This is a genomic window from Streptomyces sp. 12E (assembly GCF_055633275.1).
The window spans coordinates 3,936,582-3,951,127 of the sequence record NZ_JBVNCJ010000001.1 but is presented as its reverse complement, the minus strand read 5'-3'; the positions used below and the strand labels follow the sequence as shown (position 1 = coordinate 3,951,127).

The 14,546-nt window shown below is 72.0% G+C and carries 15 protein-coding genes; 7 read left to right on the top strand and 8 right to left on the bottom strand.

The window, feature by feature from the left end:
* The first annotated feature begins 63 nt into the window (after positions 1-63).
* The 3 genes from ACZ8ZB_RS18385 to ACZ8ZB_RS18375 all read left to right on the top strand — a co-directional run bounded on the left by ACZ8ZB_RS18385 (position 64) and on the right by ACZ8ZB_RS18375 (position 1,787).
* On the top strand, positions 64-552 hold the full coding sequence (locus ACZ8ZB_RS18385) for a phage holin family protein (RefSeq protein ID WP_470738783.1): 489 nt from the start codon (positions 64-66) through the stop codon (positions 550-552).
* On the top strand, positions 549-1,499 hold the full coding sequence (locus ACZ8ZB_RS18380) for an alpha/beta fold hydrolase (RefSeq protein ID WP_470738782.1): 951 nt from the start codon (positions 549-551) through the stop codon (positions 1,497-1,499). Before ACZ8ZB_RS18385 ends, ACZ8ZB_RS18380 begins: the two co-directional genes overlap by 4 nt.
* Before the next feature lie 105 nt (positions 1,500-1,604).
* Complete coding sequence (locus ACZ8ZB_RS18375) at positions 1,605-1,787, top strand: hypothetical protein (RefSeq protein WP_470738781.1); 183 nt, start codon at positions 1,605-1,607, stop codon at positions 1,785-1,787.
* Positions 1,788-1,832: 45 nt separating this feature from the next.
* On the opposite strand, the gene ACZ8ZB_RS18370 is transcribed toward ACZ8ZB_RS18375, so the two are convergent.
* The 3 genes from ACZ8ZB_RS18370 to nth all read right to left on the bottom strand — a co-directional run bounded on the left by ACZ8ZB_RS18370 (position 1,833) and on the right by nth (position 4,704).
* The gene (locus ACZ8ZB_RS18370) at positions 1,833-3,032 is read right to left on the bottom strand and encodes a MarP family serine protease (RefSeq protein ID WP_470738780.1); all 1,200 of its coding nucleotides are present in this window, start codon (positions 3,030-3,032) and stop codon (positions 1,833-1,835) included.
* A gap of 45 nt (positions 3,033-3,077) precedes the next feature.
* Complete coding sequence (locus tag ACZ8ZB_RS18365; RefSeq protein ID WP_470738779.1) at positions 3,078-3,773, bottom strand: NUDIX hydrolase; 696 nt, start codon at positions 3,771-3,773, stop codon at positions 3,078-3,080.
* A gap of 88 nt (positions 3,774-3,861) precedes the next feature.
* Complete coding sequence (gene nth / locus ACZ8ZB_RS18360; protein WP_470741520.1) at positions 3,862-4,704, bottom strand: endonuclease III; 843 nt, start codon at positions 4,702-4,704, stop codon at positions 3,862-3,864.
* Positions 4,705-5,150: 446 nt separating this feature from the next.
* Here nth and ACZ8ZB_RS18355 point away from each other — a divergent pair, with 446 nt between their 5' ends.
* Positions 5,151-5,825 (top strand): Crp/Fnr family transcriptional regulator, encoded by a 675-nt coding sequence (locus tag ACZ8ZB_RS18355; protein ID WP_006132548.1) that lies wholly within the window; start codon positions 5,151-5,153, stop codon positions 5,823-5,825.
* 90 nt (positions 5,826-5,915) lie between these two features.
* Here ACZ8ZB_RS18355 and ACZ8ZB_RS18350 read toward each other — a convergent pair whose 3' ends face one another.
* The 4 genes from ACZ8ZB_RS18350 to ACZ8ZB_RS18335 all read right to left on the bottom strand — a co-directional run bounded on the left by ACZ8ZB_RS18350 (position 5,916) and on the right by ACZ8ZB_RS18335 (position 8,781).
* Complete coding sequence (locus tag ACZ8ZB_RS18350) at positions 5,916-6,746, bottom strand: MBL fold metallo-hydrolase (RefSeq protein ID WP_470738778.1); 831 nt, start codon at positions 6,744-6,746, stop codon at positions 5,916-5,918.
* Positions 6,743-7,624, bottom strand: coding sequence for an NUDIX hydrolase (locus tag ACZ8ZB_RS18345; protein WP_470738777.1), 882 nt, complete (start codon positions 7,622-7,624; stop codon positions 6,743-6,745). Before ACZ8ZB_RS18345 ends, ACZ8ZB_RS18350 begins: the two co-directional genes overlap by 4 nt.
* Before the next feature lie 531 nt (positions 7,625-8,155).
* The gene (locus tag ACZ8ZB_RS18340; protein WP_381220477.1) at positions 8,156-8,623 is read right to left on the bottom strand and encodes a RidA family protein; all 468 of its coding nucleotides are present in this window, start codon (positions 8,621-8,623) and stop codon (positions 8,156-8,158) included.
* On the bottom strand, positions 8,620-8,781 hold the full coding sequence (locus ACZ8ZB_RS18335; RefSeq protein WP_106979478.1) for a DUF4177 domain-containing protein: 162 nt from the start codon (positions 8,779-8,781) through the stop codon (positions 8,620-8,622). Before ACZ8ZB_RS18335 ends, ACZ8ZB_RS18340 begins: the two co-directional genes overlap by 4 nt.
* Before the next feature lie 128 nt (positions 8,782-8,909).
* On the opposite strand from ACZ8ZB_RS18335, the gene bagA reads away from it, so the two are divergent.
* Together bagA and bagB are read left to right on the top strand one after the other, a co-directional pair.
* Complete coding sequence (gene bagA / locus ACZ8ZB_RS18330) at positions 8,910-9,887, top strand: ATPase BagA (protein ID WP_470738776.1); 978 nt, start codon at positions 8,910-8,912, stop codon at positions 9,885-9,887.
* A 91-nt stretch (positions 9,888-9,978) separates the two neighbouring features.
* The gene (gene bagB, locus ACZ8ZB_RS18325) at positions 9,979-11,379 is read left to right on the top strand and encodes an ATPase BagB (protein ID WP_470738775.1); all 1,401 of its coding nucleotides are present in this window, start codon (positions 9,979-9,981) and stop codon (positions 11,377-11,379) included.
* 47 nt (positions 11,380-11,426) lie between these two features.
* Here the strand turns inward: bagB and wblA are convergent, their stop codons facing one another.
* Positions 11,427-11,762: a transcriptional regulator WblA gene (gene wblA, locus ACZ8ZB_RS18320; protein ID WP_470741519.1), complete on the bottom strand. Its 336-nt coding sequence runs from the start codon at positions 11,760-11,762 to the stop codon at positions 11,427-11,429.
* 430 nt (positions 11,763-12,192) lie between these two features.
* Here wblA and ACZ8ZB_RS18315 point away from each other — a divergent pair, with 430 nt between their 5' ends.
* Complete coding sequence (locus ACZ8ZB_RS18315) at positions 12,193-14,514, top strand: transglycosylase domain-containing protein (protein WP_470738774.1); 2,322 nt, start codon at positions 12,193-12,195, stop codon at positions 14,512-14,514.
* Positions 14,515-14,546 lie beyond the last annotated feature (32 nt).

The following is a 14,546-nucleotide window of genomic DNA, read 5'->3' as shown; positions in this document are numbered from 1 at the left end:
GACGGTACAAAAGACTGAACCGTACGCGAGGACACAGAAGCGTACGCAGAAAGGGAGACCGCGATGAGCGCACCCGACGGCAGCCCGGTCGGCGCCGAACGCAGCATCGGCCAGCTGTTCGCCTCGGCGACGGCGGACATGTCGGCGCTGGTGCACGACGAGATCGCGCTGGCGAAGGCGCAGCTCAAGCAGGACGTCAAACGGGGCGCGACCAGCGGCGGCCTGTTCACGCTGGCCGGCTTGGTGCTCCTGTTCTCCCTGCCGATGCTGAGCTTCGCACTGGCCTACGGCATCCGCACCTGGAGCGGCTGGAACCTCGCGCTCTGCTTCCTGCTGTCCTTCCTGGCGAACTGCATCGTGGCGGCCCTCCTCGGTCTGATCGGCGTCGTCTTCGCGAAGAAGGCGAAGAAGGGCCGGGGCCCGCAGAAGGTCGCCGCCTCGATGAAGGAGACGGCGGGCGTGCTGCAGAAGGCCAAGCCGCACCCCCGCCCCGAGCTGCCCGAGGACCGGGGTCCCCGGGCCATCGAGGCTGTGGCACGCTCGTCTTCATGACGGATCCCGCCACCCCTCCGGCGCAGCCCGCCTCGGTCGTACGGCTCGACATCCCCGGCGGCGCCGGACTGACGCACCGGGACGTCGCCGCCAACGGCGCCCGCTTCCACATCGCGGAGCTGGGCGACGGCCCCCTGGTGCTGCTGCTGCACGGCTTCCCGCAGTTCTGGTGGACCTGGCGGCACCAGCTCACGGCGCTCGCCGACGCCGGGTTCCGGGCCGTCGCCATGGACCTGCGCGGTGTCGGCGGCAGCGACCGCACACCGCGCGGCTACGACCCGGCCAACCTCGCGCTGGACGTCACCGGGGTGATCCGCTCCCTCGGCGAGCCGGACGCCGCGCTGGTCGGCCACGACCTGGGCGGGTACCTGGCGTGGACGGCCGCGGCGATGCGCCCCAAGCTCGTACGGCGGCTCGCGGTCGCGTCCATGCCGCATCCGCGGCGCTGGCGCTCGGCTCTGGTCTCCGACGCCCGGCAGTCGGCCGCCCTGTCCCACGTCTGGGGGTTCCAGCGGCCCTGGATCCCGGAGCGCCGGCTCACCGCAGACGACGGGGCGCTGGTGGCCGATTTCATCCGGGACTGGTCCGGGCCGCACCTGCCGGACGAGGAGGCGCTGGAGAACTACCGGCGGGCCATGTGCATCCCGTCCACGGCGCACTGCTCGATCGAGCCGTACCGCTGGATGGTGCGCTCCCTGGCCCGCCCGGACGGCATCCAGTTCAACCGCAGGATGAAGCGGCCGGTGCGGGTGCCCACGCTGCATCTGCACGGCTCGCTGGACCCGGTCGTGCGCACGCGCAGTGCCGCGGGGTCCGGGGAGTACGTGGAAGCGCCGTACCGCTGGCGGTTGTTCGACGGGCTGGGGCACTTCCCGCACGAAGAGGATCCGGTCGCTTTCTCGACGGAACTGATCAATTGGCTGAAGGATCCCGAACCCGACCGGTGATCGGATCGAGCGCTCGTCCGGCGATCGGCCAATTGCCCGGCGCATACGCCAATTGAGTGCGCGTGAGGTGGTTATCGACCTTGGGGCGGGGGCAGACGTCGGGGTATGGGCTGGACGCACGACTACAGTGACGCAAGCCGTGACCGCCGCTCGGCGGGCGGTATGGGTTCCCACCAGCGAGGCGGTGCACCGCAGATGGCAGGTACGGACCTCAAGGTGGGCATCCCGCGCATCCTCCGCCGCCGGGCCCGCTGGGTCTCCGTCCGCCTGCGCCACCCGCGCGGCTGACGGACCGTACGACCGTACGACTGTTCCTCGGCACCAGGGCCCGTCCTAGAGTGCGCAGCTGTCGCTGTCCACCTGCTGGTTCGCGGCGCGGCCCTTGGCGACGTCCTCCCGGATCTCGTCCACGGTGAGCGCGTAGCCGGTCTCCGCGTCGTCCCTGGACTTCGCGAAGATCACGCCGTAGACCTCCCCCTCGGGGGTCAGCAGCGGGCCGCCGGAGTTTCCCTGACGGACGGTCGTGTACAGGGAGTACACGTCGCGGCGGACCGTGCCCCGGCGGTAGATGTCCGCGCCGTTGGCCGTGATGCGCCCCCGCACACGCGCGGAACGGACGTCGTACGCCCCGTTCTCCGGGAAGCCGGCGACGATCGCGCTGTCGTTGCTGCTCGCGTCCTCGGCGGTGAAGCGCAGCGCGGGCGCCTTGAGTTCGGGCACGTCGAGGACGGCGATGTCGCGCTTCCAGTCGTAGAGGACGACCGTCGCGTCGTACCTCCTGCCCTCACCGCCTATCTGCACGGTCGGCTCGTCGACGCCGCCCACGACGTGCGCGTTGGTCATGACGCGGCGCTCGGCGAAGACGAATCCGGTGCCCTCCAGGACCTTGCCGCAACTCGGGGCGGTGCCCATCACCTTGACGATGGAGCGCTGCGCGCGGAGGGCGACGGGGCTGCCCGCCAGGGCCGGGTCCGGGGGCCGGACGTCGGTGATCGGCTCGCTGGCGAAGGGACTGAAGACCTGCGGGAAGCCGTTCTGCGCGAGGATGGAGGAGAAGTCGGCGAACCAGGTGTCGGCCCGGTCGGGCAGCGCCCGGGAGACCCCGAGCAGCACCTTGGAGCCGCGGACCTCCTTGCCGAGCGTCGGCAGCGTCGTACCGGCGAGGGCCGAGCCGATCAGCCAGGCGACCAGGAGCATCGCGACGACGTTGACCAGGGCGCCGCCCGTCGCGTCCAGCGCGCGCGCCGGCGACCAGGTGATGTGGCGGCGCAGCTTGTTGCCGAGATGAGTGGTCAGGGCCTGGCCGACGGAGGCGCAGACGATGACGACGACGACCGCGACGACGGCGGCCGTCGTACCGACCTCGGAGTCGTCCGTCAGTGCGTCCCAGATGACGGGCAGCGCGTAGACGGCGACGAGACCACCGCCCAGGAAGCCGATCACCGACAGGATGCCGACGACGAAGCCCTGGCGGTAGCCGACGACCGCGAACCACACGGCGGCGACGAGCAACAGGATGTCCAGCACGTTCACCGCTTCACGCCTCGCCTCGTCCGACCCAGCACGGCGCCCACCCTGTCATGACCGCCGGTCCAGCGGGATGCGCCTGTCCCGGTCCCAGGGCAGCTCCCACCCCGCGAAGTGCAGCAGCCGGTCGATGACCCCGGCGGTGAAGCCCCACACGAGGGCCGACTCGACCAGGAACGCCGGCCCCTGGTGACCGCTGGGGTGGACCGCGGTCGCGCGGTTGTCCGGGTGGGTGAGGTCCGCCACGGGGACGGTGAACACCCGCGCGGTCTCGTTCGGGTCGACGACCCCCACCGGGCTGGGCACCCGCCACCAGCCCAGCACGGGGGTGACGACGAATCCGCTGACCGGGATGTAGAGCTTCGGCAGCACGCCGAACAGCTGGACGCCGGACGGATCGAGCCCGGTCTCCTCCTCGGCCTCGCGCAGGGCCGCCCGCAGCGGACCGTCGCCGTGCGGGTCGCCGTCCTCGGGGTCGAGGGCGCCACCGGGGAAGGACGGCTGCCCGGCGTGCGAGCGCAGTGAGCTCGCGCGCTCCATGAGCAGCAGTTCCGGGCCGCGCTCGCCGTCGCCGAAGAGGATGAGGACGGCGGACTGGCGCCCCGTGCCGTTCTCCGGGGGCAGGAAGCGGCTCAGCTGTCCCGGCCGGACCGTCTCCGCCGCGCGGACCACCGGGTCCAGCCAGGAGGGCAACCCCTCCTGGCTGAGCGTCATCGGACCGCCCCGGGCACCGCTCGTCCGTGTCATCGCCACCCCCGTCGTCCGACCGCGTCCCACGGATCCAACGCCCGGCGGCCCCGAGATCGTTCCGCGGGCCGCCGCACACGCCGCTCCGTCATCCGGCCCCCAGCGGCGGGGCGGGCCTGCCGCCGGCGTCCAGGTAGGCCTGCGGGGGCTTCAGACGCTGGCCCGGGAAGCCGCCCTTCTCGTACTTCAGCAGCTTCTCCGCCTTCTCCGGGTCCGTCTCGCCCTCGCCGTACGCCGGACAGAGCGGCGCGATGGGGCAGGCGCCGCAGGCGGGCTTGCGGGCGTGGCAGATGCGGCGGCCGTGCCAGATGACGTGGTGGGACAGGTCGGTCCAGTCCTTCTTGGGGAAGAGCGCGCCGACGGCCGCCTCGATCTTGTCGGGGTCGGTCTCCTCGGTCCACCTCCAACGGCGCACCAGCCGCTGGAAGTGGGTGTCCACGGTGATTCCCGGGCGGCCGAAGGCGTTGCCGAGCACGACGAACGCCGTCTTGCGGCCCACCCCGGGCAGTTTGACGAGATCCTCGAGCCGGCCGGGCACCTCCCCGCCGAAGTCCTCCACCAGCGCCTTGGACAGCCCTATGACCGACCTGGTCTTGGCCCGGAAGAAGCCGGTGGGGCGCAGGATCTCCTCCACCTCCTCGGGGTCGGCGGCGGCCAGGTCCTCGGGGGTGGGGTACTTCGCGAAGAGGGCGGGGGTCGTCTGGTTGACGCGCAGGTCGGTGGTCTGGGCCGACAGCACGGTGGCGACGACGAGTTGGAAGGGGTTCTCGAAGTCCAGCTCCGGGTGGGCGTACGGGAACACCTCGGCGAGCTCGCGGTTGATCCGGCGCGCGCGGCGGACCAGCGCGGTGCGCGACTCGTTCCCCGCCGGCTTGACGGCGGTCCTCGCGGGGGCGGACTTCCCTGCGGCCGTCCTCTTCGCCCCGGACACCCTCTTCGCCCCGGTCGCCCTCTTCGCCGCCGGCTTCCCGGCCGCGGCCTCCGCCGGCCCGCTCGTCCCTTCGGCCGTCCCGCTCGCGCGGACCGCCGGTTCCTTCTTCAACGGTGACCTCTTTGCCGTTTCCGCCGTTTGCCTACCGCCATCGGAGCCTTGTTCGCCCACAGCGGAATCGCGACGTACACCCACTCGCGCAGCTCCCTCGGCCTGTGCTCTCACCGGCGATTTGGACACCCGGCCAGCCTACGACCCGGCGCCGACATCCGCCCCGGACCCCGAAGACCGGCGTCCAATCGGACCCCTGCCGCTTACCCCGACCGGTCCGTACGGCATCCTTGTGACAGATCACACTGTTTGGACCGTCCGGCAAAATGGGAACCACGGTCCCCTGGTACGTGGGGGAACAAGATCCCCTGAGCAGGCCGACAAGGAGAGAACTCGTGGACGACGTTCTGCGGCGGAATCCGCTCTTCGCGGCGCTCGACGACGAGCAGGCCGCCGAGCTTCGCGCCTCCATGAGTGAGGTGACCCTCGCACGGGGCGACTCCCTGTTCCACGAGGGCGACCCCGGCGACCGCCTCTACGTGGTCACCGAGGGCAAGGTCAAACTGCACCGCACGTCCCCCGACGGCCGCGAGAACATGCTCGCCGTGGTCGGTCCCGGCGAGCTGATCGGTGAGCTGTCGCTCTTCGACCCGGGCCCGCGCACCGCGACCGCCACGGCGCTCACCGAGGTCAAGCTGCTCGGCCTGGGCCACGGCGACCTGACGCCCTGGCTGAGCGCCCGCCCCGAGGTGGCCACGGCGCTGCTGCGGGCCGTCGCGCGCCGGCTGCGCAAGACCAACGACGCGATGTCGGACCTGGTCTTCTCGGACGTCCCCGGCCGTGTCGCCCGCGCCCTGCTGGACCTCTCCCGCCGCTTCGGCGTGCAGTCCGAGGAGGGCATCCACGTCGTGCACGACCTCACGCAGGAGGAACTGGCCCAGCTGGTCGGCGCGTCCCGCGAGACGGTCAACAAGGCCCTGGCGGACTTCGCCCAGCGCGGCTGGCTCCGCCTGGAGGCCCGCGCGGTGATCCTCCTGGACGTCGAACGCCTCGCGAAGCGCTCACGCTGACACCCGGCCCCGGAGCCCCGCTCCCCCTCGGGAGCGGGGCTCCGCCGTGTCCGCGCGCCGGGCGTGCGCGCCCCCGCGGTCTCCGGGGGGCTAGATGAGCCCGTGCTCCCGGAGGTACTCCAGCTGGGCGCGCACCGAGAGTTCCGCGGCCGGCCACAGGGAACGGTCGACGTCGGCGTAGACGTGGGCGACGACCTCGGACGGGGTGCGGTGGCCGTCCTCGACGGCCGTCTCGACCTGGGCGAGGCGGTGGGCCCGGTGGGCGAGGTAGAACTCGACGGCGCCCTGGGCGTCCTCCAGGACGGGTCCGTGACCGGGCAGCACCGTGTGGACGCCGTCGTCGACCGTGAGCGACCTGAGCCGGCGCAGCGTGTCCAGGTAGTCGCCGAGGCGGCCGTCGGGATGGGCCACGACGGTCGTGCCGCGGCCCAGGACGGTGTCGCCCGTGAGGACCGCCCGGTCGGCCGGGAGATGGAAGCACAGCGAGTCGGCCGTGTGACCGGGGGCCGGTACGACCCTCAGCTCCAGCCCTCCGACGGTGACGACGTCCCCGGCGGCCAGCCCCTCGTCGCCGAGCCGCAGCGCCGGGTCCAGTGCCCGCACCTTCGTGCCGGTCAGCTCGGCGAACCGGGCGGCGCCCTCGGCGTGGTCGGGGTGACCGTGCGTCAGGAGGGTGAGGGCGACGCGCTTGCCGGCCCGCTCGGCCGTGCCGACGACGTGCCGCAGGTGTCCGTCGTCCAGCGGGCCGGGGTCGACCACGACGGCGAGGCCGGAGTCCGGTTCCGACAGGATCCAGGTGTTGGTGCCGTCCAGGGTCATCGCCGAGGCGTTGGGGGCCAGCACGTTGACGGCACGCGCGGTGGCGGGACCGGAGAGGACGCCGCCCCGCGGCTGGCCGGGAAGGGTGCTCGCGTCCGTCATGCGAGGGCTCCCCCGGCCGGGACGTGCCGGGTGAACTCGTCGTGTCCCGGCCAGGAGAGCACGATCTCGCCCTCCACCAGGCGCGCGGTGGCCAGCACCGGCGTGAGATCCCGCGCGGGCGCCGCGACGAGCGCCTCCGCGGCCGTTCCGTACGCCGTGAGCTGGCGCAGTGTGGCGATGGTCGGCGGCATCATCAGCAGCTCGCCCCGGTCGTACGCCCCGGCCGCCGCGCGGGGTGTGATCCACACCGTGCGGTCGGCCTCGGTGGAGGCGTTGCGGGTGCGCTGGCCCGCCGGGAGCGCGGCGACGAAGAACCAGGTGTCGTAGCGACGGGGCTCGAACTCGGGGGTGATCCACCGCGTCCACGCGCCGAGCAGGTCCGAGCGCAGGACCAGCCCGCGGCGGTCCAGGAACTCCGCGAAGGACGTCTCCCGCGCGACGAGCGCGGCACGGTCCGCCTCCCAGTCGTCGCCGGACGTGTCGCCGACCACGGAGTCGGGGGTGGGTCCGGCGAGCAGGACGCCGGCCTCCTCGTAGGTCTCCCGCACGGCCGCGCAGACGATCGCCTGGGCCTCCGCCCCGTCGACGCCGAGCCGGTCCGCCCACCACGCGCGCGCGGGGCCCGCCCAACGGACGTGCCGGTCGTCGTCCCGCGGGTCGACGCCGCCGCCGGGGTAGGCGTACGCGCCGCCCGCGAACGCCATGGACGCACGCCTGCGCAGCATGTGCACGGCGGGCCCGTCACCGGTGTCCTTGAGCAGCATGACGGTGGCCGCGCGCTTCGGCACGACCGGCGTGAGGCCGCCGTCCGCCAGCGCACGGATCCGCTCCGGCCACTCGGGCGGGTACCACTGCCCGCCGGCCTGCGCATTCACCATGGCCGGAGGCTATCCCGAGACGGGCGGATGTTCGAGTGCCCGCGGAGGACGGCGGGACCGGCGGCCGACACGGCGGTGGCCGCACGGCTCACGCCCGGCGCCCCGGGGCTTCGGGGCTTCGGTCACCCGGACGAGCCGCGCACGTCTCGTACGGGGCCGAGGAGGACGGCGCACGTCCCCGCCTCCCCCGCCGACGCACCGGACGCGGGCATTCCCGCACCGGGCGCCAGGGGACCCGTGGGCGCGCCCTCGTGCCAGGCGGCCCGGTCCCGGCGCCCGCACTGCGGGCGCCGTGCTCACCGGGACACGCCGTCGGGCCGGGCGCCGGCGCCCCAGCACGCCGCCGCGCACCGGGCGTCAGGCCCGGGGCGCCGCGCACCGGGCGCCGCCCCATCAGGGCCCGCCCTCACGCCGGGCGCCGGTTCCACGGCGCCGCGCACCGGGGTCGCGGGCACCGGACCACACCCTCGCTCCGGGCGCCGGGCGTCGTCATCGCCGGGTCCCGCGCCCCGCGGGACCCGGCGGCGCGGGCTACGCCTCCGTGAGTTCCACCTGGATCTCGACCTCCACCGGGGCGTCCAGGGGCAGTACCGCGACGCCCACCGCGCTGCGGGCGTGGACGCCCTTGTCGCCGAGGACCTCGCCGAGCAGTTCGCTCGCGCCGTTGAGGACGCCCGGCTGGCCGGTGAAGTCCGCGGCGGAGGCCACGAAGCCGACGACCTTCACCACGCGCGCCACGCGGTCCAGGTCCCCGGCGACGGACTTGACCGCGGCGAGGGCGTTCAGCGCGCAGGTGCGCGCCAGCTCCTTGGCCTCTTCGGCGGTGACCTCCGCGCCGACCTTGCCGGTCAGCGGAAGCTTGCCCTCCACCATGGGCAGCTGGCCGGCGGTGAAGACGTACCGTCCCGACCGCACGGCAGGCTGGTACGCGGCCAGCGGCGGGACGACCTCCGGCAGGCTCAGGCCCAGCTCGGCCAGTTTCGCCTCGACGGCGCTCATCCCTGCCTCTCCCGCTTCAGGTAGGCCACCAGCTGCTCGGGGTTGTTCGGCCCGGGCACGACCTGGACGAGCTCCCAGCCGTCCTCGCCCCAGGTGTCCAGAATCTGCTTCGTTGCGTGGACGAGCAGCGGCACAGTCGCGTATTCCCACTTGGTCATGCGGCCGACTCTAGCCCCCGCCCGCACGGGACGCGGCCCCCGCACCGCCCCCTCGCGCGGGGGCGCGCCGGCCGGGAACCGCCACCCGGATCCGACGGGGCGCGGGAAGAGCATTTAGTCTCGAAGACGTGAGCAGGCTCCAGGTCGTCAGTGGCAAGGGCGGAACCGGCAAGACCACGGTGGCCGCGGCCCTCGCGCTGGCCCTGGCCACGGAGGGGAAGCGGACGCTCCTCGTCGAGGTCGAGGGCCGCCAGGGCATCGCACAACTCTTCGAGACGGAGGCACTGCCCTACGAGGAACGGAAGATCGCCGTCGCTCCGGGAGGCGGCGAGGTGTACGCCCTCGCCATCGACGCCGAACTGGCCCTCCTGGACTATCTCCAGATGTTCTACAAGCTCGGCAGCGCCGGCCGGGCCCTCAAGAAGCTCGGCGCGATCGACTTCGCCACCACCATCGCCCCCGGCGTGCGGGACGTCCTGCTCACCGGCAAGGCGTGCGAGGCGGTGCGCCGCAAGGACCGGGACGGGCGGTTCGTCTACGACTACGTCGTGATGGACGCCCCGCCGACCGGCCGCATCACCCGCTTCCTCAACGTCAACGACGAGGTGGCCGGGCTCGCCAGGATCGGCCCGATACACAATCAGGCGCAGGCGGTCATGCGGGTGCTGAAATCGCCGGAGACGGCCGTGCACCTGGTGACGCTGCTGGAGGAGATGCCGGTCCAGGAGACCGCCGACGGCATCGCGGAACTGCGTGCCGCGCGGCTTCCGGTGGGACGGGTCGTGGTGAACATGGTCCGGCCGGAGGTGCTGGACGCGGCCGGGCTGGAACTCGTGGAGACGGTCCCTCGTTCCTCCGTCGCGCGGGCGCTGTCGTCCGCCGGCCTCGGTGGCGCGCGGCGCGGGGGACACGCCGAGCGGCTGGTGGACCCGTTGCTCGCGCAGGCGGAGGAGTACGCCGAGCGGTACGCGCTGGAGACCGAGCAGCGCGCCGTGCTGGCGGACCTCGGCGTGCCGTTGCACGAGCTTCCGCTGCTCACGGAGGGCATGGACCTGGCCGGCCTGTACCGACTGGCCAGGCGGCTGCGCGAACAGGGCGTGTCATGACCGGCCGCGCCCGCACGGTACGGCCCCGGGGCGACCGCCGCCGCCGTACCGGCCCCGTCACGAGTCGCAAGCACCGGAAGCAGGGGATGTCATGAGTCGTCGTCCGGAACCGGCGCAGGACCAGGACCCGGCCCGTCACCGCCTCTCCCCCACCCACGCCCTCGACATCGACCCGCTGATCGAGGACCCCGCCACCCGGATCGTGGTGTGCTGCGGCTCGGGCGGGGTCGGCAAGACGACCACCGCCGCGGCGCTCGGCCTGCGCGCGGCCGAACAGGGACGCAAGGTGGTGGTCCTCACCATCGACCCGGCCCGCCGGCTCGCCCAGTCCATGGGCATCGACTCGCTCGACAACACCCCGCGCCGGGTGAAGGGCATCGACGAGTCCGCGGGCGGCGAGCTGTACGCGATGATGCTCGACATGAAGCGCACCTTCGACGAGATCGTCGAGGGGCACGCGGACCCCGACCGGGCCGCCTCGATCCTGGGCAACCCCTTCTACCAGTCGCTCTCCGCGGGCTTCGCCGGCACGCAGGAGTACATGGCGATGGAGAAGCTGGGCCAGCTGAGGTCCCGGGACGAGTGGGACCTCATCGTGGTCGACACCCCGCCCTCCCGTTCCGCGCTGGACTTCCTGGACGCCCCCAAGCGGCTCGGGTCCTTCCTCGACGGCAAGCTGATCCGCGTGCTGCTGGCCCCGGCGAAGGTCGGCGGCCGTGCGGGGATGAAGTTCCTGAACGTCGGGATGTCGATGATGACCGGCGTCCTGGGCAAGGTGCTCGGTGGCCAGCTGCTGAAGGACGTGCAGACGTTCGTGGCCGCGATGGACTCGATGTTCGGCGGGTTCCGTACGCGTGCGGACGCCACGTACAAGCTGCTCCAGGCGCCCGGGACGGCGTTCCTGGTGGTGGCGGCCCCGGAGCGGGACGCGCTGCGCGAGGCCGCGTACTTCGTGGAGCGGCTGGCGGCGGAGGGGATGCCGCTGGCCGGGCTGGTCCTCAACCGGGTGCACGGCAGCGGCGCGGACCTGCTGTCGGCCGAGCGGGCGCTGGCCGCCGCGGAAAATCTTGAGGACTCCCGCATTGTGGATCAGGAGGACGGGAAAGCTGGACTTCGTAACTCTCCCGAGGCGTACGGCAGTTCAGACCTCCCCGGTTCGCCCCCCGCTTCCGGGACACCGGCTTCGGACACCCCCGGCACAGGCTCCCCCGCCCCCGCCGACGACACCGAAGGCGCGAGCACGAACGACACGGGAGCGGACGCGGACCGGACCGTCGACCTGCTCACCGCGGGCCTGTTGAGGCTGCACGCCGAGCGGATGCGGCTGCTCTCGCGCGAGCAGCGCACACGCGACCGCTTCACCGCGCTCCACCCCGAGGTGGCGGTGACCGAGGTGGCCGCGCTGCCCGGCGACGTGCACGACCTCGCGGGGCTGCGGGACATCGGCGACCGGCTCGCGGCCCACCGGCCGGAGCTGCCCGGGACGCCCTGACGACACCCTCGGCCGGAACCGGGCGGGACCGAGAACCCCGAGGGTCCTCAGCTCACCGCCGCGTAGTCCTCGTACACCTCGTCGTCGAGCGGTACGAGACCCGATCCCCGCTCGTACTCCGAGCGCGCGGTCTCCAGCAGCCTGCGCCAGGAGGTCACGGTCGGCCGCCGGCGCAGCAGTGCGCGGCGCTCACGCTCCGTCATGCCTCCCCACACGCCGAACTCGACGCGGTTGTCGAGCGCGTCAGCCAGGCATTCGGTGCGTACCGGACACCCGGTGCACACCGCCTTGGCCCTGTTCTGCGCTGCTCCCTGAACGAACAGTTCATCCGGATCGGTAGTGCGGCAGGCGGCCTGCGCACTCCAGTCGGTAACCCAGCCCATACCGGCGCCGTCCTCTCCCGAATCGAGGCTCCCCCACGGCGGCAGCGGCATATTCACCGCCGCCAGTTGAGGACGTTACGGAAGGCGGGCACGGCGCAACACCCCCAGCGGGCCCAATCTTGAATGGCCCGAACGGACTATGGGTAAGCGGCAGATCACCCGGGGGAGTGAGGGGGCGACATGCGCGACGAAACCGGCATTCCAGGTCAGTTCCACTGCGTCACAACGGGCACCGCATGACACACGAGACAGATCCGGACACGCACTCAACACTCCTCGGCGGACACGCGTACGAAAAAAGTCGAGGAGATCCGGAACGATTCGGGGTCGCCGGACGTATTGATACGTGGCCTCACTGCTGTGACAGTTGAGAGCAGCTTAGGCCAAGGCATATACGCTTGTCCGGCAAATGAGAACGTAGGCTGCTCCCATGCCAAAGAAGCGCTCGGGCGGTGGCCTGTCCTCCACGCAGCAGGCCGCCAAGTTCCTCGGTGTCAGTGTCCTCGCGGGGGCCCTCATGGCCGGCATCGCGCTGCCCGCCGTGGGCGCGCTCGGCCTCGCGGCCAAGGGATCGGTCGAGAGCTTCGACGAGCTCCCGGCCAACCTCAAGACGCCGCCGCTGAGCCAGCGCACCACCATCCTCGACGCCGACGGCGGCCAGATCGCCACCGTCTACTCGCGCGACCGCACGGTGGTCGACCTCAAGGACATCTCGCCGCACCTGCAGAAGGCGATCGTCGCGATCGAGGACTCGCGCTTCTACGAGCACGGCGCGATCGACCTCAAGGGCGTCCTGCGCGCACTCAACAAGAACGCGCGCAGCGGCGAGGTCTCCGAGGGCGCGTCCACCCTCACGCAGCAGTACGTGAAGAACGTCTTCGTCGAGGAGGCGGGCGACGACCCGACGAAGGTCGCGCAGGCCACCCAGCAGACCATCGGCCGCAAGATCGCCGAACTGAAGTACGCGATCCAGGTCGAGGAGGAGCTGGGCAAGAAGAAGATCCTCGAGAACTACCTGAACATCACCTTCTTCGGCCAGCAGGCCTACGGCGTCGAGGCCGCCGCCCGGCGCTACTTCTCCAAGTCCGCCAAGGACCTCAACCTCCAGGAGTCCGCCCTCCTCGCCGGCCTCGTCCAGTCGCCGAGCCGCTACGACCCGGTCAACGACGAGGCCGAGGCGAAGAAGCGGCGCAACATCGTCCTGCAGCGGATGGCCGAGGTCGGCGACATCTCCCGGGAGGAGGCCGCCGAGGCGGCGAAGACCCCGCTGGGCCTGAAGGTCAGCAGGCCGAAGAACGGCTGCATCACCGCGGTCGACGACGCGAGCTTCTTCTGCGACTACGTGCGCGAGGTGTTCCTGAGCGACCCGGTCTTCGGGAAGACCAAGGCCGACCGGGCGAAGATCTGGAACCAGGGCGGCCTGACCATCCGCACGACGCTCGACCCGCAGGCGCAGGCGTCGGTGCAGCAGTCGCTGAAGGACCACGTCCACCAGTCGGACTCGGTCGCCGCGGCGTCCACACTGGTCGAGCCCGGCACCGGCAAGATCGTCGCGATGGGCCAGTCGAAGCCGTACGGCTACGGCAAGAACGAAACGGAGATCAACTTCTCGGTCGACCAGGCCATGGGCGGCTCCAACTTCGGCTTCCCGACGGGTTCCACCTTCAAGCCGTTCGTGGCGGCGGCGGCGCTGGAGGAGGGCAGGCCGGCGACGCAGACGTATTCCGCCCCGTTCACGATGCCGTACCCGGCGACCGTGCGCGGGTGCGAGAAGCCCTGGGTGAACGACAGGGGCTACAAGCTCGAGAACGAGAACGAGTCCGAGGTGGGGCCGTACGCGCTCAGGGACGCGATGGCCTTGTCGGTCAACACCTACTTCGTGCAGATGATCGAGGACATCGGCATGTGCCCCGTGGTGACCATGACCGACAAGCTCGGCATCGTCCAGGGCAACGGGGAGAAGATCCCCGAGGTCCCCTCCTCGATGACCCTCGGTTCCACCGGCCTCTCGCCCCTCACGATGGCGAGCGCGTACGCCGCCTTCGCCTCCCGGGGCATGTACTGCACGCCGATCGCCATCGAGGCGATCACCCAGAAGATCGGCAACGAGCAGAAGTCCCTCGAGGTTCCGAAGTCGACGTGCTCGCGCGCGATGAGCGAGGAGACCGCGGACGCGGTGAACACCCTGCTGCAGGGTGTGGTCGACTCCGGTACGGGTCAGGAGGCCGGCCTCAGCGACCGCGACAACGCCGGTAAGACGGGTACGACGGACGAGCGCAAGAACGCCTGGTTCGTCGGCTACACGCCGAACATGTCGGGAGCCGTCTGGGTGGGCAGCGCGAGCCAGAAGGTCGAGATGAAGAACATCACGATCGGCGGCCAGTACCACGCGCTCGTCTTCGGTGGCGCGGTCCCGGGTCCCATCTGGAAGGACGCCATGACCGGTGCCCTGGCCGGCAAGGAATCCCCGTCCTTCAACATCATCCACATCCCGGACGCCCAGGACCGTGACCGCGGCGACGGCGGCGGCGGTGGCGGCGGTGGCGGCAACCGTGACGACGACGGCAGCAACGGCGACGGCGGGGGCGGCGGCCTGGTCGGCGGCGGTGACGGCGGCAACGGGGGCGGCGGCCTGGTCGGGGGCGGCAACGGGGGCGGCAACGGCACGGGCGGCGGCGAGCCGGACCCGTCCTTCTCCCTCCCGGAGGGCTTCTTCCGGGGGGCGGGCGAGGGCCCCGGCGGACGCGACTGACGGCCCCCGCAGGACACGTCGAACGGCCTCTC